Origin of the sequence: Kitasatospora sp. NPDC048365, assembly GCF_043200835.1 — a bacterium.
Taxonomy (GTDB): domain Bacteria; phylum Actinomycetota; class Actinomycetes; order Streptomycetales; family Streptomycetaceae; genus Kitasatospora; species Kitasatospora terrestris.
On record NZ_JBICYJ010000042.1, the window covers coordinates 53,771 to 74,937 of the forward strand.

Genomic DNA, 21,167 nt, shown 5'->3' on the forward strand with positions numbered 1-21,167 from the left:
AGCGGCGTGCGCCCACCCGTCCGGGCTCAGACCGCGGGCTCGATGAAGCCCTGCTCGGTGAGCAGCCGCAGAGACTCCGGAACCCGGTCGCGCAGCACCACCTTCTCCTCGCCGAGCAACTGGGCGATCGCGTCCACGATCTCACCGGCCGCCAGGGTGCCGTCGCAGACGCCGACGAACCCGGCACCGACCGTGTCCACCTTGGTCGCCCGCCGCATGCCCCGGTTGTGACGCAGGATCACGTGCTCGGGGTCCTCCGCGCCGGGCGCGCCGACCTGCTCCTGCACCACCTCGTCCGCCAGCACGAACCGGGCCGCCAGCAGGCCCGCGTCGTCGTGCTCGCGGAGGAAGTCCTGACGGGCGAACCAGCTCTCGATGTGCGGACCGAGCGGCTGCTCGACCGGGTGCGGCCACTCCTCGATCCGGACCGTCGGGTCCGCCGCGCCGCTCGCCCGCAGGGTGATCCAGCCGAAGCCGATGCCCTCCACGCCCGCAGCCTCGAAGGTGTCCAGCCACTCGCCGTAGCGGTCCTGGTAGTCGGAGCCCGGGCCGCGGTGGTCGCCGCCGTCGCGCAGCCACAGCTCCGCGTACTGGGCGGCGTCCTGAACCTCCCGCTGCACCACCCAGGCGTCCAGGCCGGTACCGGCCACCCAGCCGGCCAACCGCTCCTGCCAGTCCTCGCCCTTGACGTGCTGCCAGTTCGCCAGCAGGTGGCAGTACCCGCCAGGCTCCAGGTGCGCGGCCGCGCCCCGGACCACCGACCGGCACAGCTCGTCCCCGGCCATCCCGCCGTCCCGGTAGGTGAACCGCCCGGCGGGCGAGATCACGAACGGCGGGTTCGACACGATCAGGTCGAACCGGCGGTCCCCGACCGGCTCGAACAGGCTTCCCTCGGCCGTCCCGGTGTTCTCGAACCCGGAGAGCGCCAGCGTCAGCCGGGTGAAGTGCAGGGCCCTCGGGTTCAGGTCGGTGGCCGTGACCCGCTGGGCGTGCCGAGCGGCGTGCAGCGCCTGCACACCGGACCCGGAGCCCAGGTCCAGCGCCTCCCGCACTGGGCGGCGCACCGTCAGATTGGCCAGCGTGGTGGAGGCTCCGCCGACCCCGAGCACCAGATCCCGCCGTGCGATCCCGGCCGCCGTCTCCCCGGAACCGATCCCGCCGGCCCCGCCCACCGCACATCCCAGGTCGGACACCACCCAGGCATCCGCACTCGGCAGCCCCGCCACCTCATTGGCGTACGGCCGCACGTCCACCGTCGCCCGGACCTGCTCGCCGTCCCGCACCAACCACCCGTCGGCCAGGCAGTCCTCGACCGGCAGCGCCACCGCGGCGGCCGCGTACGGCACCGGCTGCTGCAGCAGGAACAGCAGCACCAACGTCTCCAACGGCGAACCACCCCTGGTCGCCCGGAGCGCCGGCACCGCCTCGCTCCGCGCCAACGCCGCGTACGCCGTAGGACCGAGCAGGTCCAGGCAGCCGTCAGCGGTGAACGACGCGGCGAGCAGCGCCTCACGCAGCTTCGCCAGCCGGCTGAAGTCGAGAACGGGAGCGGGGGTAACGGGGCTACTGGTCACCCCGCCATTCTCCCCCCACCCGACCGCCCGACCACCCGCCCCGCCGCGCCGCTCCCCACGGCGCTGGACAGGCCGGTCATACGAGCAGCCGCTTGACCCTCCGACCCGTAGACGCCCGAACGGCGCCGCGGACCGCAGGACGGCCACACCGGACGGGGCAGGCCGTCGAAGCTGCCGTGGCAGGGATCCAGAGCCTCGGAAGGCCTCCCCGGACCGGGCAGGCCGCCATGGCCGCCATGGCCACCGTGGGCGGCCCAGCAATCAGCCCGCGGAGCAGGCCTGGGGAGCCAGCCGGCACCGACGCGGACGGCTGCTCCGTCCGCCGGACGGCCCCTGCCCTGCGTCAGCCGGAGGCGCTGGCGCTGGCGCTCGGCTTCGCCGAACCGGAGGCCGCCGGGGTCGCGCCGCCGGACGGTGCAGCCGACTGCGACGCACCGGCGCCGGCGCTCGCGTCCGCCCCGGTCCCGGCCCCGGACGCCGCGGGCGCACCGGCCTTGCAGCCGGGCTGCTTCTTGATCGCGTCGCCCAGTACGCCGCTCTGCAGCTTCTGCATCGCCTGCGTGGACTGCTGCGACAGCTGCTGCACCTGGTCACCAACGCTCCGCAGGCCGTCGGCGAACTTCGCCTGGTCCGCGGTGGGAAGCCCGTCCAGCTTCTTCTGCGCCTCCTGGTAGCCCTGAGCAGCCTGCCGCAGCTCGCCGACGGCGTCCTGCTGCAGCTTCGCGCCGTCGTCGACCTTCGGCGCCCCGGCCTTGTCCACGGCGTCGGCGAGCTGCTGGCTGCTCGCACCGAGCGTGGCGAGACCGGCCGAGAGCCGCTTCTGCAGGTCGGCCGGGGCCTCGCCCGGTATCACCTTGGTGCTGTCGGCGAGGGCCGCCCGGGACTTGGCGGTCGGGTCCTGCGCTGCGTCGCAGACGCTCTTCGCCCAGCCGTTCAGCTGCTCGGAGTCGTCGCCGCTGCACGCAACGGCGCCGAACGCGAGCAGCGCTCCCAGCGCGGAGACGGTCAGCAGTCGCTTGTTCACCGGAGGCCCCTTCGGTATCGGACGTCGACCAGCGAACCTACACGGCCGCCGCGGCGCGCCGCCCAGCAGCCGCCGGAACCCGCCCTGCTACCCCTGCTCAGCCGTGCCCGCGCCCCGCCCGGCACCCGCTCGACCCAAGGTCGGCCTCAGGCGCGCTCGACCCTGATCGAGTCGCCGCTGCGGACCGTCCGCAGCACCTGCGGGTCCTGGTGCAGGGTGCCGAGCACGTTGCAGGCGCTGGCGAGCCGGCACTCACCGTCACGCGAGATGGGTGTGGGGCCGTAGGGCAGCGCCAGGCTGTCGCCGTCCGTCCAGAACGCGACTGTCCCGGGCTCGACCACCTGCTCGGCGTCCGGCTCCCGCTCGACGCTGATCGAGGTGTCGAAATAGACCTCTTCGCCCCAGGTGTTGGCACGTGAAACGATCGGCAGCGCTGCCCAGAGCGCCTCGGCGGTGGGCGTCGACCGCAGCTCGGCCGTCGCCTGCCCGGCGGGCCACAGGATGCGTATCCGCATGGGGTTCCTCTTCCGTACCTCTCGAACCGAATCCGGTCGCGCCGAGAGCAGGGAACCGCCATATTCAACAATTTGTCAACCGACAGGGGGCGTCAGCCCGGGAGTGTCGGCCCCGCCGGTGTCCGATCTTCGGGGGCTCAGACCTCGACGGCGGCCGTCGACACCGGCCAGCTCATCCGGATCACGCCGCCGTCGGAACCCTTGCCGACCTCGACGTCCTCCACCAGCCCGGTGATCACCGCGAGCCCGAGCTCGTCGTCACCGCTGTCGCCGCCCCCGGTAGTACCGCCGGCGTCGGCAGCCGGTGCGCCGTCGGACCCGTCACGAAGGCCGGCCTCGTCCTCGACCTCGATGAGGAAACGCTTCTCCTGCTCGATGAGCGCCACCCGGACCGCACCGTCCGAACCACTGCGCCGGTGCAGACCGACCGCACGGGAACACGCCTCGCCCACGGCGAGCCGCACCTCGTCGAGCACCGACTCGTCCACCCCGGCGCGTCTGGCCACCGCGGCAGCCACCAGCCGGGCGGTGCGCACGTGCTCGGGAAGCGCGCTGAATCGAAGTTCGACGGTTGCCATCTCTCCCCCTCCGGGGTTGCTCCCAGCTCGGCCCGGGAGTGGCGACTCAGCGCGGACTCCTCGGGCGGCGAGGGCGATGCCTGGCCGTCCGCCCGGCGGGGCGCACGAAGCAACCCCGCCGGACGCACGGCGAGTCAGGACGCGATCGAGCGATCGCGCGGTACGCGATCAGGTGATCGCGGTCAGTCGGTCGCCGCGACGGCCTCGTCCACCGAGTTGTGGATCGGGAACACCTTGGTCAGACCGGTGATCCGGAAGATCTTCAGGATGCGCTCCTGGTTGCAGACCAGGCGCAGCGAACCCTCGTGCGCACGCACCCGCTTCAGGCCGCCAACCAGGACACCCAGACCGGTCGAGTCGAGGAAGTCAACGCCCTCCATGTCGACAACCAGGTGGTAGTTACCCTCGTTGACGAGCTCGACAAGCTGCTCGCGCAGCTTGGGGGCGGTGTACACATCGATCTCGCCGCCAACCTCGACGACCGTGCGATCACCGACTGTACGGGTCGACAGGGACAGGCCCACGGAACCTCCAGCACCTTGCCTTGCTACGTCATTGCGATCATCGGCCAGGCGGCCGCCACCGCGCTGGTCGCAGTGCCTGGGCGCGGCAAACCGGCAGGTCGGAGGCCCCAGCAATGCGGCCCTCGGCCATGCGGCCGTCACGGGCTCATTCAACCACCTGCAACCATGCCCGCACGATGGCTTAGGGCGATTCTCCGTCACGCCGGTGACACACTGGGTCCTCATGCCGCCCCGTCACCAACCGCCCGAGGCCTTGCTCGCGACCCTGTCCACCGAGCGCGGACGGTCCGACCGCCTCACCCATACGGAGCATCTGCCCGCCCGGGAGGCCCGCTACGCGCCTTGGCCGACGGCAATCCGGACCGAGATCGTCGCGGCCGCCGCGGAGCTCGGAGTCGGGCTGCCGTGGGAGCACCAGGCCGAGGCGATGGATCTGGCCAAAACCGGACAGAGTGTGGTGATTGCCACAGGGACCGCCTCGGGCAAGTCGCTCGGCTACCTGGCCCCGGTGCTGAGCGACCTCCTGGACGGCACCGAGGCGCCCAATGGGCGGGGCGCGACCGCGCTGTACCTGGCGCCGACCAAGGCGCTCGCCGCCGACCAGCGCCGCCGGGCCGCCGAACTCGTCCCGCCCCGGGTCCGGGTCGCCCTGTACGACGGCGACACCCCACCGGAGGAACGCGAGTGGGTCCGCCAGTACGCCTCGTACGTGCTGACCAACCCGGACATGCTGCACCGGGGCATCCTGCCCGCCCATCCACGCTGGTCCACCTTCCTGAAGGCGCTGAAGTACGTCGTCGTGGACGAGTGCCACAGCTACCGGGGGGTCTTCGGCTCGCACGTCGCCCAGGTACTGCGGCGCCTGCGCCGGCTCGCCGCCCGCTACGGCGCGTCGCCCACCTTCCTGCTCGCCTCGGCCACCACGGCCGAGCCCGCCGTCACCGCCCGTCGGCTGACCGGCGTGCCCGCGACCGCCGTCACCGACGACGCCTCCCCGCGCGGGCCGATGGTCTTCGCCCTCTGGGAGCCCCCGCTCACCGAGAACGTCGGCGAGCACGGCGCCCCGGTCCGGCGCACGGCCACCGCCGAGGCCGGCTACCTGCTCACCGACCTGGTCGAGGCCGGCACCCGCACCGTGGTCTTCGTCCGGTCCCGCCGGGCCGCCGAACTGGTCGCCCTCCAGGCGCAGGACCAGCTCGGCTCCCCGCTCGCCGCCCGGGTCGCCGCGTACCGGGGCGGATATCTGGCCGAGGAACGCCGCGCCCTGGAGCGCGAGCTCCACTCCGGGCGGCTGCTGGGGCTCGCCTCCACCTCCGCCCTCGAACTCGGTGTGGACGTCTCCGGCCTGGACGCCGTCCTGCTGGCCGGCTACCCCGGCACCCGAGCGTCGCTGTGGCAGCAGGCCGGCCGGGCCGGCCGCGAGGCCCAGGGCGCCCTCGCCGTCCTGATCGCCCGGGACGACCCGCTGGACACCTACCTGGTCCACCACCCCGAGGCGCTGTTCGCCAACCCGGTCGAGGCCACCGTGCTGGACCCGGACAACCCGCACGTCCTCGCCCCGCACCTGTGCGCCGCCGCCGCGGAGCTCCCACTCACCGACTCCGACCTCGAGCTCTTCGGCCCGTCCACCACCCAGCTGCTGCCAGTGCTGGAGCGGCGCGGCCTGCTCCGCCGCCGACCGGACGGCTCCTGGTACTGGACCCGCCGCGAACGCGCCGCGGACCGCGTCGACCTGCGGGGCAGCGGCGGCAGCCCGGTGCAGATCGTCGAGGCGGACACCGGGCGGCTGCTCGGCACCGTCGACGCCGCGGCCTCCCACACCACGGTGCACACCGGCGCAGTCCACCTCCATCAGGGCCGCACCTACCTGGTCCGCGATCTCGACCTGGACTCGTCGGTCGCCCTGGTCGCCCTCGCCGACCCGCCGTACACCACCTCCGCCCGGGACATCACCTCGATCTCCGTCCTCTCCACCGACACCACCGAGGAGTGGGGCGAGGCCACGCTCAGCTTCGGCTCGGTGGAGGTGGTCAACCAGGTCGTCGGATACCTCCGGAAGCGGATCGCGACCGGCGAGATCCTCGGCGAGAGCAAGCTCGACCTGCCGCCCCGGACCCTGCGCACCCGGGCCGTCTGGTGGTCCGTCACCGAGGACCAACTGCTCGATGCCGACATCCCGCTCGACCTGCTCCCCGGCGCCGCCCACGCCGCCGAGCACGCCTCGATCGGCCTGCTTCCGCTCTTCGCCACCTGCGACCGCTGGGACATCGGCGGTGTGTCCGTTCCCCTCCACCCGGACACCGGCCTGCCCACGGTCTTCGTGTACGACGGCCACTCCGGCGGTGCGGGCTTCGCCGAGCGGGGCTTCCGCCGCGCGGTGGAGTGGCTCACCGCAACCCGCGACGCGATCAGCGCCTGCGAGTGCGAGCGGGGCTGCCCGTCCTGCGTCCAGTCGCCCAAGTGCGGCAATGGGAACGACCCGCTCGACAAGGCCGCGGCCGTACGGCTGCTCGACATCCTGCTCGCCGGCGCTCCGCGCCTGCAGGAGACCCCGAGCGGGGCGAAGGCCCCGAGCGGGGCGAAGGCCCCGAGCGGGGCGAAGGCCCCGAACGGGCAGGACACGGGCGCGAACGACGCTCCGGACGGAGATGACGCTCGGGGCGGGAGCGACGCTCCGGACCCCAGCGGGGCTCCGGACCCCAGCGGGGATGCCGTCGGCACTGGCAAATCCGGCGGGGCCGACGCTGCTCCCGCGGCCCCCGGCGCCACCGCAGGGCCCGCAGCACCGGATCCGGCGGGTCCGGGCACCGGCTGATCGATGCCCGGCCGACTGCCGACCCAGCGGCGCGGGGGCATCGGCGGCGCCGACCGCGGCGAGGTCGTCGGTGCCCCAGCTCCACACCGGCCCGGCGCGGGAGCGGGCCTCGGCCGGGCCGACCGGCACGGGCAGCCCGTCGATCGGGATCCGGACGACCACCTCCACCACGTCCGCTCCCGGCACGGGCGTGCACGAGACCAGGTCGGCCCGCTGCTCGCGGGCCAGCGCGGCGGCCCGCGAGCAGCCGCCGTCCGGGTCCAGCAGCAGCCGGTCGGCCGCCGCCAGGGCGGCCAGGTCGGCGACGGCCTCAGCCCGGTGCCGCGCCGCGACGACCGTGCCCAGCATCAGGCTCACCAGGAACACCAGGCAGCCCAACATCCCGAGTGCCACCAGCCAGATCGTCGCCGAACCGCGGTCGGCCGCTCGGCCGTCCCACCTGTGCCGCATCCCCATCACCCCACCTCCGACGCCTCGGCGCCGACGACGTCCTCCCGGGCTGCCACCGCCGAGGCACTGAGCCGGACCGACAGGGCCATCCCGAGCCGCCCCGGCCCCGGACAGGGTGCCTCGACCGTCACCCGGACCGTCTCGGCCGCCTGCTCGACCCGGACCGCCGCTCCTGCCGGGGCGGCGGCCAGCGCCACAGACACCGCGTCCGTGTCGCCGCGGGCCGCCGCGCGCGCCCCCACCCGGGCGGCGTCCACGCACCGGATCTGCGCCGCCGCGGCCACGATCGCCCAGATCAGCATCGCGGCCAACAGCACCAGGGCCGGAAGCGCCACCGCGGTCTCCGCAGTGACCATTCCCGCGTCCCGCCGACCGCCCCTCCGCCACCAGCGCCCAGTGGGACGCCGGCGGACGGAACGGCGGCCGGCGCCTTGGCCGGCGAGGCCGTGGCGGACCGGGCAGCGGCGGGAACCCGCCGACCGCTCAGACCGCATGGAGCGCCCGGTCGAGCAGTTCGGACACGGCACCCGAGACCGTCCCACTGGTCACCACGCGGTACAGCACGGCGGCAAACGCGCACGCCGCGACCGTGCCGATGGCGTACTCCGCGGTGGTCATCCCGGCGTCCCGGCCGCTCCCCCGCCATCGTGCCGTTCTGACACCCAGCCAGCGGCGACTGCGACGCAGGAGGACACGGACCGGACCTGCCTCAGAGCTCCGGACGAGGACCATGGCACACCAACTCCTCAGGCAATGCGGATGCGGATTCGGGGTGGTACTAGATGCGGTGGGCGAAGCCGCTGGTCAGCCCCATCACCACCGGCGCGACTCCGACCAGGACGAAGGCCGGGAGGAAGCAGAGACCCAGTGGTGCGGTCGCGAGCACTCCGGCCCGGCGCACCCGGGCGTGGGCCGCCCGGACGGCTGTCGCCCGCTGCGCCTGGGCCAGCCCTGCCAGCGCGGCTGCCGGTGGGGCGCCGCTGAGGGTGGTCCGGACGAGGCACTGGGCCAGCGGGCCGAGCGGCGGACAGCCGACCGCCATTTCTTCCCAGCAACTCTCCGGCGCAGCGCCGAGCGAGAGTTGGGCGGCTGCGGCGGCAAGCCGGTCCCGCATCGGGGGTTCGACGCTCTCCGCCACCGCTGCGGCCGCGAGTGCAGGGGCGGAGCAGGAGCCGAGGCAGGCGGCCAGCAGATCGGCCGTCAGGGGCAGCTGGCGCACGAGCAGTTCGTGTTCCTCGGCCGCACGCCGTGCCGCCGGTGAGCGCAGTCTCGGCACGAGTCGGCGGGCCCCGAGGCCGGCCAGCAGGCCGACGGCCGCCCCGGTCACTCCGCCGACCACCGCCATCGCGCCAAGGGCGACCAGCCAGGGCAGGCAGTGCTCCGGCGACAACCATCGCGGCCGCCGCGGACGCCACCGCCTCCCGTGAGGTGGCCTCGCCCGCGCCGACAGGCACCCGGGCACCCGGCGCCGGACCTCCCGCCGCCGTGCCGCGCGCAGTGCCCCGGACGTGGCGCCCGCGACCAGGGCAAGCCCACCGAGCGCCACCGCCCGGCCGGCCGCCGAAGCTCCCCCGGTCAACGCCGTTCCACCGACCGATCCCAGGCCGCCGACCAGTTCCAGTCCACCGGCCAGCGCAGGTGGACCCGTCAGCATCACGTCCACGCCGTCCTCCCCGCACTCCCGCCCCGTCCCTGCACCAGCCGCCGCCACCAGGGCGGCGCATGGCCTGCCCGGCTCCACCCCTCCGTCCGGTCGGTCTCCGGCGGCTGGGCCCCGAGCAGCACATCCGCCCGCGCTCCGACCCGCCGTCGGACGGGCCGGCGCCCGCCGCTCGACAACCCGATGCCGTCTGCGGTGCGCACCCGGGACAGGCCGCACCCGACCGCATCGGTACCTCTCCACGACAGCGGGACGGACACCTCGGCCCGGTCCCGGTCCCGGTCCCGGTCCTGGTCACGGGACGACAGCGGCGTCGGCGGGGCCTCCGCTGCCCGCACGATCCGGGCCGTCCACACCAGCCCTGCCGCCTCGAACAGCACCCCACCGGTGAGACAGAGCAGCCCGGCGGGCGTGTGCAGCAGGATGTGGACCGGTCCGGCGCCGAGTGCCGCGCCGAGACACATCCCGATCACGGGCAGGGCCGCGAGCACCGCAGCGGTCGTCCGCGGCCCGGCGAGCTCTCCGTAGATCTCCTCGGTCAACGCGCGCTCGGCGCGCAGGGCTTCGGCGACCTGCTCAAGACCCACCGCGAGACCGCTGCCGCTCTCCGCGCTGACCTGCCAGCAGGCGGCGAGCGCGGCGGCGCCGCGTCCACCCGGACGCTCGGCCACCAGGCGCAGCGCTGCAGGGACGTCACCGCCGTAGCGGCCGGCCGCGAGCCGTGCGGCCGGCTCCCGGCCGAGCGTCCGTCCCAGGGACGGCCCGGCCCGGGACGTGACCGTGTGCAGGGCCTGCTCGGGTGTAGCGCCGCTCCGCAGTTCGGCCGCGAGCCCGGCGCAGAGGTCGATCACTGCTGCGGCACGACGCCGCGCCTCCGCGGCCCGCCGCCGACCCCGAACGAACCGGTGCAACGGGAGCACCGCCAGCGCGGCCCCCAGGACCGGCACCGGAGAGTCCGCCCATCGGGTCAGCAGCAGCCCGACGGGCAGCAGCAGGAGCTCCGGCACCAGCCACACCGGCCGGAGCCCTGCCGGCCACCGCCGCATCTGCCGGAGCAGCCGGCCACCGGGCCTCGCGGGGCCGAACCACCAGGCACCGGACGGCGCCGCACCCGAGCCGTCGCCCGGCGCCCTGCCCGGCAACGCACCAGACCCCGCGCCCGACATCACGGCAGATTCCCCGCCCGGTGTCGCGAGGATGCCTCCCGGCCCGATCAACGTCCGCGCTCTGCGGGCCCGGCTCCAACGCGGCCACAGGGCCGTGCCGCATCCCGCCACCACTGCGGCGACCGGCAGCAGCCACGGCTCGCCCAACACCCGCACCCAGGTCATCGAAACCCCCTCACCGCCGCCTGGAGCAGCCACCACGCACCGGCGCAGGCCCCGCACAGGGCCAGCGCCCAGACCAGCTCCACCTGTCGTCCCGTCACTGTCCGCCCCCTCCGTCCGCCGTCGCAGGCGCTCCCACCCCGGTCCTTGCCGGAGCCGGGAGGTCGGCGGGAGGAGCCAGCTCGACGCCGCGCTCGGCGCAGGCCCCGCGCAGTCGGTCCCACCCCGGCCCGACCTGGCAGCCGCCGTCCGCCGGGAAGGCGACCGCCTCGGTCGTACGGGCGAGGCCGTGCCGCGCCTCGTCGAGGACGTGGAGCGCCGCGACCCGGCGAAGACCGGTGGCGGGGTCGCGGACGAGGTGGATCACCACGTCGAGTGCTGCTCTGAGTTGGCTGTGCAGCGAGACGCGGTCGAGCCCGGCGAGCGAGCCGAGCGCCTCCAGCCGGGCCGGAACGTCCGCAGCGGTATTGGCGTGAACCGTGCCGCAGCCGCCCTCGTGGCCGGTGTTGAGTGCCGCCAGCAGGTCGACCACCTCGGCGCCGCGGACCTCGCCCACCACCAACCGGTCGGGCCGCATCCGCAGCGCCTGGCGGACCAGGTCCCGCAGGGTGAGCTCGCCGAGCGACTCCTGGTTCGGCGGGCGGCTCTGCAGGCGCACCACATGCGGGTGGTCCGGCCGGAGTTCGGCGGAGTCCTCGGCGAGGACGATCCGCTCGTCGTGCGGAACGAGGCCGAGCAGGGCGGCGAGGAGAGTGGTCTTCCCGCTGCCCGTACCGCCGGAGATCAGCAGCGAGAGCCTGGCGCGGAGGATGCCGCCGAGCAGCTCGGCACCGCTCTCGGGAAGCGATCCACCGGCCACCAGCTCGGCCAGGGTGAAGGGTTGCGAGCGGCTGGTCCGCAGCGAGATGTGGGTGCAGCCGGCGGCGATCGGCGGGAGGACGGCGTGCAGCCGGGTGCCGTCCGGGAGCCGGGCGTCCACCCACGGTCGGGCGTCGTCCAGCCGTCGACCCGCGGCGGTGGCGAGCCGATGGGCGAGGCGGCGGACCGCCGTCGCGTCGGGGAAGCGGATGCCGGATGCCCGTTGCAGGCCGCCGCCCCGGTCCACCCAGATCTCGTCCGGCCCGTTCACCAGGACGTCGGTCACGCCGGGCTCGGCGAGCAGGGGATCGAGCGGACCTGCGCCGACCAGTTCGGCCCGGAGCGTCCGGACCGCGTCGAGGACGTCCCCGCCGCCGAGCGGTGGTCGGGCCGCGCGCAGAGCAGCCGCGACCGACTCGTCGGTGGGTGGTGCGCCGGCCTCGGCCAGCCGCAGCCGGACGGCGTCGACCAGGGCAGCGGCGCGATCTGCGGGCTCTCCCGTCCCGAGGTGGCGGGCCGCGGGCCGCCGGGGCTCGGCTTCCGCCCCGACGACCGTCAGGCCGGCCGGGCGGCGCTGCGGTGCACCCCCGCCCGCCGTGCCCACACCGGTACCCGCACGGCCCGTCCGGACCGGCCGGGCGGTCGGGGTGGCAGAGGCGGCTCCGGCCCGGCCTTCCGACGCCGGCCCGATCACGAGCTTGCTCGCGTCGGAGCCGGAGTCGGCTCCGACACCAGCACGGGGCGTGGCCTCGGCGGCGGCCGGGCACGCGACGGTGGCACCGGGTGCGGCGACCGCCGACGCCTCGACCGGGGCACCCATGCCGTCCGCGTCCGTCGTCGGTCCGGTGGACCCGGCCCGCACCGCAGGCTCGCCGCGTGCGGCGCCGTCCACGGCGCTGCCGGCGGTGCCGCCCGGTCCGGTGGGCAGAACTCCGGTCGGGCGCCCGTCGGGCGGCCCTGAGCCCGCGCCCGGGTGGGTACCGGGCCGGGCGCGCGAGACCAGGACCCGACGGTTCGATCGGGTGGTGGCCCGGTGGATGTTTCGCAGGTCTCCCCTGCGCAGGCGTTCGGTCACAGCACCCCTCCTCACGCCACCGGCACCGGCGGCATGGCTTCGGTCAGGAATCCGTCGCAGAAGCGGGCCAGCGGCCCACGCCCGCGGATGCCGGGCGGGGATCCGCGCTCGGCGTCGACGGTGATGCCGGGCTCGGGGAGCAGTTCGCCAGCCAGCCTGAGGCGCAGCCCGCGGGCGATCTCGCGTCCGGTCAGCCCGGCCGGGCCCGGCACCCGGACCACCGCCCGCAGGTCGGTGAGCCGCATCCGGGCCATCGCGGCGACCCGGTCGGCGGCGGCCACCGCCCGGAGCTCGGCCGGGACCACCAGTAGCCCGGTGTCGGCTTGCTCCAGCGCCTGGGCGGCAGCCGGGTCGAGGTGCCGAGGCACGTCGAGGACGACCAGGCCGCCGCGCCGCCGGGCGGCCGCCAGGACGCTCTGCATGGCTTCGGGTGGGATCGCCAGGGTGTCCGAGCGGTCCCACGAGAGCGCGGAGAGCCGATGCAGTTCGGGCAGGGCCTTGGCCAGCTCGGCGCCGCTGACCCGGCCTCGGGAACCGGCCAGGTCGGGCCAGCGGAGGCCACCGGCCTGCTCCCCACCGAGCAGCACGTCGAGCCCGCCTCCGAGCGGGTCGGCATCGATCAGCATGGTGCGGTGGCCGGCTCTGGCGCCGGTGACGGCGAGGGCGCAGGCAAGGGTGGAGGCCCCCGCGCCGCCCCGGCCGCCGAGTACGGCGACGGTGAGCGCGGCGGGGCCCACTCCCTCGGTCGCGTCGGCGATCCGGTCGAGCAGCCAGGACTGCGCGTCCGGCAGGAAGAGCACGTGCTCGGCACCGAGTTGGACGGCCCGGACCCAGATCTCACCGTCGTCGAGGTCGAGGCCGAGCAGGAGCACCCCGGGTCTGCGGGCGAGACCGGAGCAGAGCTGCGCCTGGTCGTCGCCGACCAGCACCAGCGGTGCGGCCTCCCAGATCCGCCTGGGCGGGGGCTCTCCGTGGAACAGGTGGGGCTCCGCGCCGGCGGCGGCACAGAGCCGGGCGAGTTGCTCGGCCAGCAGCGGATCCGCGGTGACGACGAGCGGCCCGCGGGGGGCGGGCGGCTCCGCGGCGTGGGGATCGGTGGTGGGCGTCGACATGGCTGTCTCCCCGGGAAGGTGCGGTCCGACAGGACGTCAGCCCGGCTCGGGCCGTTCGGCGGCCGGGGCGACGCGTGGACCACGGTCCGGCACCCGGGGAGTCCCGTCAGCCCCCTCCCGAATCCCTGTGGACAAGGCTGGGCTGTGGATAACGAATGTCACTCGGACGGGGGGAGGGGCCGATCTCCATTGACGATCGCGGGGGCGCTCGGAGCCGTCCCGGCATTAGCGGAAGCCCGCGCCGCGAAGAATCGGAACGGCATACGAATTGACTACCGAGAGTGAACGATCAGTCCCGGTCGGACGCGCCGTCCAAGCATCGGGAGATCGTCGAGGAAGGCCCGGAACGATCTCGTTCGCAGGCGCAAGACCCTTGGAAAATGGCCCCGGACATGCGACGACCCCCGCCGGGGGGGAGAGCGGGGGTCGTCTATCCACGGCCCGACTCGGGGGGGAGGAGCCGGACCGGGTTAGCACGGTCGCGAACGATCCGTGACTTCCATGGTGTACCCGAGCGGCCAGAAACACAAACCCGCACGCCTGCGAGTACGCCGAATGGCGGGGTGATTTGTGCCGCCCTCTATCCTCGGTTCCCGTGGACACCACCGAGAACGCCGACACCGCCGGACCGGGCCCCGACGCTGCCGACGGGACCGCCTCCGAGCCCGCCGCCGCCGCGCCGCACCGCCCGTACGGGGCGCCGCGCACCGCCGCCTTCTTCGACCTCGACAAGACGATCATCGCCAAGTCGAGCGCACTGGCCTTCAGCCGACCCTTCTACCAGGGCGGCCTGATCAACCGTCGGGCGGTGTTGAAGAGCGCCTACGCCCAGTTCGTCTTTCTGGTGGGTGGCGCGGACCACGACCAGATGGAGAAGATGCGGGCCTACCTCTCGGCCCTCACCCGCGGCTGGAACGTGCAGCAAGTGCGCGAGATCGTCGCCGAGACCCTGCACGGCATGATCGACCCGATCATCTACGAGGAGGCCGCCTCCCTGATCGAGCAGCACCACGCCGCCGGGCGCGACGTGGTGATCGTCAGCAGCTCCGGCTCCGAGGTGGTCGAGCCGATCGGCCGCCTGCTCGGCGCGGACCACGTCATCGCGACCAGGCTGCAGATCGCGGACGGCCGGTACACCGGCGAGATCGAGTACTACGCCTACGCGGAGAACAAGGCGGCCGCGATCCGCGAGCTGGCCGTGGTCGAAGGGTACGACCTGGCCAACTGCTATGCCTACAGCGACTCCTCGACCGACCTGCCGATGCTGGAGGCAGTCGGCCATCCGTCCGCCGTCAACCCCGACCGGGCGCTGCGCAAGGAGGCGACGGCCCGCGAGTGGCCGGTGCTGGTCTTCAGCCGGCCGGTCGAACTGCAGCGCCGGCTACCGGAGTTCCGCGCCCCCAGCAACACCGTCCTCACCGCGGTGGCGGTCGGCGCGGCGGTGCTCACCGCCGGACTGCTCTGGTACGGCGCCAAGCGGCGGCGCTCGGCGGCCTGAACAGCGCGACAGCGGCCGGTTCGCCAAATCGGACAAATGGCAAAAGCTTCCCGTTTCGGGTTCCGCTTTCGCCCAAACCGCGATAGAAATGACTTACGGCCCGCGCGACCCGGTCAGGACCCTACGGGGTCGTTCCGACAACGCAGTTCAGGCCCACGGACCGATGTACAGATGGCTGAGCACCCACATGCAGCCGACCCGCTGTCGGGCCGCCGCACCAGGTGAACGGGCAGGATCCCCGCCTGATGGGCACATTCCGGTGCATGCTTGGTAACTCGGGACCTGTACCAGCGGCGGCGCCCGGCACGATGAGGCGCCGCCGCAACCCTGCTCGGAAGCAGGGATCCCGAAGCCCTGGTCGGGTTCAGACCATGCCGCGCTGCATCGCCTCGCACACCGCAGTGCTCTCCCGGACGCCGAGCCGCAGCGCCGCCCCGCAGTGCGCGATCCAGCGCGCCATGCCCTCCGGGGTGCCGCTCAGGTAGCCGTTGAGCGCCTCGCGGTAGGCGGCCGTGCCGAGCTCGGCGAGACCGACCTCGGCCGGGCAGATCGCCTTCGGGTCGAGGCCCTCCGCGATCAGCACGATCCGCTGCGCGGCCCGTGCGACCAGCCCGTTGAATCGGCCGAACGGGCGAAGGGCGAGCAGTTCTCCGTGCACGATCGCCGCGACCACGAGCGCAGGGGCACCGCCGGTGGGCCGCTCGGCCCGCTCGACCAGGAGCTTCGCCAGCTGGTCCAGCCGCGCCGCGGCCTCGTCGGCGGACGGCGCCGGCGGCAGCTCTGCCTCCACCGCGCCCGCGGGCTCGCCCTCGTCGTGCGCGTCACCGTGTGCGTCCGCGCCCTCGGTGGCCTTCACCACGATCGGGAAGAGCCCCTCGGCCGCCTCCGTGCCCTGCCGCGGCCGACCGGCCGCGGGGTCGGCGTCGCCCAGGGCGAGCAGGTGCAGCCGGGCGAGCACCTGCAGCGGCGAGGTCCGCCAGACGCTGAGCAGCTGACCGGCCTCGGCAGAGATCCGCAGCGCGGCCCCGACCGTCCGGGCCTCGGGGTCGGCGCCGAAGTCGGTGCGCCGGCGGACCTCCTCCAGCGGCCAGTCCGCGCCCTCCAGCGCGGCCGAGGCGCGGGCTCCGCGCAGCGCGGACTCGGAGGTCACCTCGCCGGCTCGGCGGCGCATCACGCGGTGCCCGTACAGGCGGTCGACGGCCTTGCGCACCTCGGCGACGGCCTCGGGCACCCCGGGCAGCTCGGCCAGCGGGGCGAGGGGATCAGTTCCAGTGCTCACCTACCCGAGGGTAATGACCCCCCTCCCGGGACCGGTACAGCAACCCCGGCATCACCCGTTCGAGGCAATCCGCACTTCCCTCATGTGCGATGCGCCAAACCACCGCTAGCATGACGACTAGTCGGTGACGATAACGATTTCCAACAGGGCGGGAGACTCAGATGAAGATCGCCTTCGTCGGCAAGGGCGGCAGCGGCAAGACCACCCTGTCCGCACTGTTCATCCGCCACCTGGCAGCAGCCGGCAGCCCGGTGATCGCCGTCGATGCCGACATCAACCAACACCTCGGCCCGGCACTCGGCCTGACGGACGACCAAGCCTCTGCGCTCCCCTCGCTCGGCGCCCACCTGCCGCAGATCAAGGAGCACCTGCGCGGCACCAACCCGCTGATCCGCTCGGCCGAGGAGATGATCAAGACCACTCCGCCGGGCCGCGGTTCACGCCTGCTGCGGATCGTCGAGGAGAACCCGGTGTACGCCGCGTGCGCCCGGCCGATCGCGCTGGACGAGGGCTCGGTGCGACTGCTGGCCACCGGCGCCTTCACCGAGGAGGACCTCGGGGTCGCCTGCTACCACTCCAAGGTCGGCGCGGTCGAGCTGCTGCTGAACCACCTGGTGGACGGCCCAGAGGAGTACTTCGTCACCGACATGACCGCCGGATCGGACTCCTTCGCCTCCGGGCTCTTCACCCGCTTCGACCTGACCTTCCTGATCGCGGAGCCGACCCGCAAGGGCGTCTCCGTCTATCGCCAGTACAAGGAGTACGCCCAGGACTTCGGCGTCCGACTGCGCGTGGTGGGCAACAAGGTGCAGGGCCCGGACGACCTCGCGTTCCTGCGCCGCGAGGTAGGCGACGACCTGCTCACCACGTTCGGCCACTCCGACTGGGTGCGCCGCCTGGAGCGCGGCGACGAGCCGGCGCTGCGGACGCTGGAGCCCACGAACCGCACCGTGCTGGAGCAGCTGAAGGCCGAAGCCGATGCCGCCCACCGGGCGCGCGACCCGCGCCGCTACACCGAGCAGGCGGTCCACTTCCACCTGCGGAACGCCGAGAGCTGGGGCAACGCCAAGGTCGGGATCGACCTCGCGACCCAGGTGGACGCCGACTTCGTCCTCGGCGCCCAGCAGGCCGAGGCCGCCGGCGTCTGAGCGGATCCCGCGCGGCGCCGAAAGGGTCGGCGGCCCCACCCGGGGCTGCCGACCCTTTCGGCACATCCGGGCCGACCTGCGCTTTTGCACCTTGTTCCCGACTGGTTCGACCACCACCCGAAGTGGTGAATCCCGGGCTCCGCACTTCCGTTCGGAACTCACGCTGTGCAAAGGTTCCATTACTCTCGGTTTACCAACTCTTTGATGGTCATGGGCCGCCGCGGACAACCGCCGCCCGTGCCCAGCGCCATCCCGCCACACCGTCGCGACCCACGACAGCCGATCCGACTCCGAGCACCACCTCCGGACCTGACTGCGTTCGTTCCCCCGGAAGACGGGAAGACCATGACCCTCGATCTCTCCAGCGCACCCATTCCGTCGGACACCACCGACCACGCGCCGCCGCCCACCCGACCGGGCCGGGCAGGCGCCCAGCTCCTGCACGATCTGCCCGCCTCGGTGGCGGTGTTCCTGATCGCCGTCCCCTTCGCACTCGGCATCGCCCTCGCGACCGGTGCCCCACCCACCGCCGGCCTGGTCGCGGCCGCCGTCGGCGGACTAGTCGCCGGCCTGCTCGGCGGCACCCCGCTCCAGGTGAGCGGTCCCTCGGCGGCGCTCACCGTGATCGTCGCCGGCATCATCGCCCAGTTCGGCTGGCGCACGGCCTGCGCGGTCACCGTCGCAGCCGGGCTGGTCCAACTGCTCCTCGGCTCCCTGCGCGTTGCCCGGGCCGCACTCGCCGTGTCCCCCGCGATCGTGCACGGCATGCTCGCGGGCGTCGGCCTGACCATCGCGATCGCCCAGCTCCACGTCGTCCTCGGCGGATCCCCGCAGAGCTCGGCCCTGGCCAATCTGATCGCCCTGCCCGGGCAGTTGGCCGGCCCGCACCCACCCGCGCTGGCGGTCGGCGCGCTGGCCGTCGCGGTGCTCTACGGCTGGCCCCGGCTCGGCCGACTGCCCGGCTGGGCCGGACGGATCGGCGCCACCCTCAGCCGGCTGCCTGCCGCCCTGGTCGCGGTCGCCCTCGCCACCGGTCTGTCGATGGCCGCCGGGCTCCGGCTGGCCAGGATCAACCTGCCCGACTGGGCCAGCCACCAGCCCGCCGCCCTGCCGGACGGCGCGATGCTGGCGGCCCACTGGCCCACACTGCTCGGTCTGGTCCTGACGGTCACCGCCGTCGCCGGGGTGGAGTCACTGCTCTCCTCCGTCGCCGTCGACCGGATGACCCACCGCTCCAGTGACCTCGACCGCGAGCTGCGCGCACAGGGCGCGTCCAATATGCTCTCCGGCCTGCTCGGCGGTCTCCCGGTGGCGGGCGGCGCGGTCCGCAGCACCGCCAACATCCGGGCCGGTGCGGCCACCCGGATGTCCGCCGTGCTGCACGGCTGCTGGGTGCTGCTGGCAGCGGTGGCGCTGACCGGCGGGCTGCGCCGGATCCCGCTGGCGGCGCTGGCCGCGCTGGTGCTGGTGGTCGGCGTCCAGATGGTGAGCCTGGCGCACATCCGCCGGGTCCACCGGCACCGCGAGTTCCCGGTGTACCTGGTCACGGTGCTCGGCGTGGTGCTGCTCGGCGTGCCCCTCGGGGTGGCCCTGGGCGGCACGGTGGCCGTGCTGCTGGCGCTGTACCGGCTGACCAGGGCACACGTGGACGTGCTGGCCGAGTCCGACGGCGGGTACACCGTCCGCACCCACGGGCCGCTGACCTTCGCTGCCGTCCCGAAGCTCAGCCGGGCGCTCGGCCGGATCCCGTCCGGCGTACGGGTGACGGTCTGCCACGACGGCTCCTTCCTCGACCACGCGGCCTACGAGGCACTGCACTCCTGGCGGTCCAGCCATCAGGGCGCCGGTGGGCTGGTGTCGATGGTGACGGAGCGCCAGAGCGGCGAGGTGCTCGATCCGGACGGCACGGTCCGCGCGGGCAGCTCTCCCGGCCTCCACCGCTGCCGGGCCTGGACACCCTGGGTCGGCCACCACTGCATCGAGCAGGGCGACTCGGACCCGCACGGCCGCCTACTGGACGGCGTACGTGGCTTCCAGCAGCACACCGCACCACTGATCCGCCAGGAGCTGGCCCGGCTGGCCCGGGACGGGCAGACCCCGTCGCAGCTCTTCCTGACCTGCGCCGACTCGCGCATGGTGACCAGCATGATCACCAACAGCGGTCCCGGTGACCTGTTCACCGTCCGCAACGTGGGCAATCTGGTCCCCGCCCCGCACGAGCCCGGCGCGGCCGACGACTCGGTGGCCGCGGCGGTCCAGTACGCGGTGGAGGTCCTGGAGGTCGGCAGCATCACGGTGTGCGGCCACTCGGGCTGCGGCGCCATGAAGGCACTGCTCGACGGAGTGCACGAGCAGGCCGGTCCTCCCACCCCGCTGGCCCGCTGGCTGCGCAACGGTCGCGGTTCACTGGACCGGCTGCGCCGTGCGCCGGCCGAGTTCGAGGGGCGGCCGGTCGTCGACACGGTGGAGCAGCTGTGCCTGACCAATGTGGTCCAGCAGCTCGACCAACTGTTGGCCAACCCGTCCGTCGAGCGGCGGGTGGCGGACGGCACCTTGCGTCTGGTCGGAATGTACTTCGACTTCGCCACCGCCCAGGCCTACGTGCTCGACCAGGCAGCCAGCCGGTTCGTCCCTGTCTCGGCGCACCCCGACCAGCCCGACCGCGGCGACGACCTGGAGGTCCAGGGGCTGGCGGCCTGACAGCCCCCGCCAAGCACACCGGTACCGGGCGTCACCCCGTTCGGTACCGGCAGCCCGGCAGCCGGCAGCCCGCCAATCAGATGAATCTGCCTGCCGGTCAGGGCAGCCCGCGGGTGCGCTCCGCTCAGTGCTGGAGGAGGTTGGCGAGGTCTGCGGGGGTGACGTAGCCGGGCCACCGGCCGTCCGAGAAGAGGTGAACGCCGGCGTCCTGGTAGCACTGGTCGACCAGTTGGGAGCAGATCATGTGCCGGGTGTCCGCGACGTAGCGGCGGAGTACCGGTCCGACCGGCAGGTGGAGTCGGGCGGCGGCGAGCGCCGCGTAGTCGAGGAAGCTGTAGGGAACGCCGATGTAGCGGCGGGCGGCGGCGACGATCTGCTCCCGCTGGCTGTCGGTGAGGGGGACGCGGCCGGTCGACCAGAGCACCGGGTGGCCGTCGTAGACGGACAGGGGGCGGAGTTCGGCGCCGCCGGGTTGGGCTTCCACCAGTTCGCCGGCGCCGACGTACACGAAGGCGTGCTCGTAGTCGGCGAAGCCGTCGCCGTTGAGCCACTGGCCGATGCGGATCAGTCGCCCTGCGCGGCCGCCCATGCGGACGACGGCGAAGTCGCCGGGAAGGGGAGGGGACGTGAACGGTGCGGTGGACGGTCCGGACATGGCTCTACCCCCGACACGGCACGGAGACAACAGAGAGGGAGGGGCGGATGGGACCGGTTCTGTCAGCCACTGTCAGTGGAGTACTGCTGTGTCAGGTCGTCAAGGCTCCGTGCGCGCCCGATTTCTGCCGGTTGGCAGGTCCGCGCCCCGACGACAGTGAAAGGTCTACACCAATTCGTCGAAGCCTCTTGTCAACACGGCGCCTCGCCTGGTGAGCTGTGCGCTGGGACACACGGGACAATCCCTCCGCACGGGGTTACCCGGAAGATGAGACTCGATGAGGAGTGCGCGTTGAGCAACGAGAGCCTGGCCAATCTGCTCAAGGAGGAGCGGCGCTTCGCCCCGCCCGCGGAGCTGGCCGCTTCGGCCAACGT

At 73.8% G+C, this 21,167-nt stretch carries 17 protein-coding genes and 1 pseudogene; 4 read left to right on the forward strand and 14 right to left on the reverse strand.

The genetic code is table 11. From position 1 onward, the window contains the following. Window positions 1–26: 26 nt before the first annotated feature. From ACGFX4_RS32465 to bldG, 5 genes are all read right to left on the reverse strand, one after another. Complete coding sequence (locus ACGFX4_RS32465; RefSeq protein ID WP_393082092.1) at window positions 27–1,574, reverse strand: methyltransferase; 1,548 nt, start codon at window positions 1,572–1,574, stop codon at window positions 27–29. A gap of 343 nt (window positions 1,575–1,917) precedes the next feature. Further along, on the reverse strand, window positions 1,918–2,598 hold the full coding sequence (locus ACGFX4_RS32470) for a small secreted protein (RefSeq protein WP_393082094.1): 681 nt from the start codon (window positions 2,596–2,598) through the stop codon (window positions 1,918–1,920). A gap of 146 nt (window positions 2,599–2,744) precedes the next feature. After that, a complete protein-coding gene (locus ACGFX4_RS32475) occupies window positions 2,745–3,113 on the reverse strand; it encodes a cyclophilin-like fold protein (protein ID WP_393082096.1) in 369 nt (122 codons plus the stop codon). Window positions 3,114–3,250: 137 nt separating this feature from the next. Then, window positions 3,251–3,691, reverse strand: coding sequence for an ATP-binding protein (locus ACGFX4_RS32480; protein ID WP_393082098.1), 441 nt, complete (start codon window positions 3,689–3,691; stop codon window positions 3,251–3,253). A gap of 182 nt (window positions 3,692–3,873) precedes the next feature. Then, window positions 3,874–4,215: an anti-sigma factor antagonist BldG gene (gene bldG / locus ACGFX4_RS32485; RefSeq protein WP_393082100.1), complete on the reverse strand. Its 342-nt coding sequence runs from the start codon at window positions 4,213–4,215 to the stop codon at window positions 3,874–3,876. A 223-nt stretch (window positions 4,216–4,438) separates the two neighbouring features. On the opposite strand from bldG, the gene ACGFX4_RS32490 reads away from it, so the two are divergent. Next, on the forward strand, window positions 4,439–7,030 hold the full coding sequence (locus tag ACGFX4_RS32490; protein ID WP_393082102.1) for a DEAD/DEAH box helicase: 2,592 nt from the start codon (window positions 4,439–4,441) through the stop codon (window positions 7,028–7,030). A 99-nt stretch (window positions 7,031–7,129) separates the two neighbouring features. Here ACGFX4_RS32490 and ACGFX4_RS32495 read toward each other — a convergent pair. The 7 genes and pseudogenes from ACGFX4_RS32495 to ssd all read right to left on the reverse strand — a co-directional run. Continuing rightward, a pseudogene (locus ACGFX4_RS32495) lies at window positions 7,130–7,486 on the reverse strand (Rv3654c family TadE-like protein); the annotation flags it as partial. Beyond that, window positions 7,486–7,836, reverse strand: coding sequence for a TadE family type IV pilus minor pilin (locus ACGFX4_RS32500; RefSeq protein WP_393082105.1), 351 nt, complete (start codon window positions 7,834–7,836; stop codon window positions 7,486–7,488). The pseudogene ACGFX4_RS32495 and the gene ACGFX4_RS32500, both read right to left, overlap by 1 nt. A gap of 127 nt (window positions 7,837–7,963) precedes the next feature. Continuing rightward, window positions 7,964–8,146, reverse strand: coding sequence for a DUF4244 domain-containing protein (locus tag ACGFX4_RS32505; protein ID WP_393082133.1), 183 nt, complete (start codon window positions 8,144–8,146; stop codon window positions 7,964–7,966). Window positions 8,147–8,258: 112 nt separating this feature from the next. Further along, a complete protein-coding gene (locus tag ACGFX4_RS32510) occupies window positions 8,259–8,870 on the reverse strand; it encodes a type II secretion system F family protein (protein WP_393082107.1) in 612 nt (203 codons plus the stop codon). Between the two features lie 263 nt (window positions 8,871–9,133). Beyond that, window positions 9,134–10,147 carry a type II secretion system F family protein gene (locus tag ACGFX4_RS32515; protein WP_393082109.1) on the reverse strand — a complete coding sequence of 338 codons (1,014 nt, stop codon included), beginning with the start codon at window positions 10,145–10,147 and terminating at the stop codon, window positions 9,134–9,136. Window positions 10,148–10,565: 418 nt separating this feature from the next. Further along, complete coding sequence (locus tag ACGFX4_RS32520; protein WP_393082136.1) at window positions 10,566–11,798, reverse strand: TadA family conjugal transfer-associated ATPase; 1,233 nt, start codon at window positions 11,796–11,798, stop codon at window positions 10,566–10,568. Between the two features lie 614 nt (window positions 11,799–12,412). Then, the gene (gene ssd, locus ACGFX4_RS32525) at window positions 12,413–13,513 is read right to left on the reverse strand and encodes a septum site-determining protein Ssd (protein ID WP_393082112.1); all 1,101 of its coding nucleotides are present in this window, start codon (window positions 13,511–13,513) and stop codon (window positions 12,413–12,415) included. Window positions 13,514–14,108: 595 nt separating this feature from the next. On the opposite strand from ssd, the gene ACGFX4_RS32530 reads away from it, so the two are divergent. Continuing rightward, complete coding sequence (locus ACGFX4_RS32530) at window positions 14,109–15,011, forward strand: HAD family hydrolase (RefSeq protein ID WP_393082114.1); 903 nt, start codon at window positions 14,109–14,111, stop codon at window positions 15,009–15,011. Window positions 15,012–15,375: 364 nt separating this feature from the next. On the opposite strand, the gene ACGFX4_RS32535 is transcribed toward ACGFX4_RS32530, so the two are convergent. After that, complete coding sequence (locus ACGFX4_RS32535) at window positions 15,376–16,290, reverse strand: oxidoreductase (protein WP_393082116.1); 915 nt, start codon at window positions 16,288–16,290, stop codon at window positions 15,376–15,378. 161 nt (window positions 16,291–16,451) lie between these two features. Between ACGFX4_RS32535 and ACGFX4_RS32540 the strand changes: the two genes are divergently transcribed. Then, window positions 16,452–17,438: an ATP-binding protein gene (locus tag ACGFX4_RS32540; protein ID WP_393082118.1), complete on the forward strand. Its 987-nt coding sequence runs from the start codon at window positions 16,452–16,454 to the stop codon at window positions 17,436–17,438. 345 nt (window positions 17,439–17,783) lie between these two features. Next, on the forward strand, window positions 17,784–20,138 hold the full coding sequence (locus tag ACGFX4_RS32545) for a SulP family inorganic anion transporter (protein ID WP_393082121.1): 2,355 nt from the start codon (window positions 17,784–17,786) through the stop codon (window positions 20,136–20,138). 124 nt (window positions 20,139–20,262) lie between these two features. Here ACGFX4_RS32545 and ACGFX4_RS32550 read toward each other — a convergent pair whose 3' ends face one another. Continuing rightward, window positions 20,263–20,793 carry a hypothetical protein gene (locus ACGFX4_RS32550; protein ID WP_393082124.1) on the reverse strand — a complete coding sequence of 177 codons (531 nt, stop codon included), beginning with the start codon at window positions 20,791–20,793 and terminating at the stop codon, window positions 20,263–20,265. Window positions 20,794–21,167 lie beyond the last annotated feature (374 nt).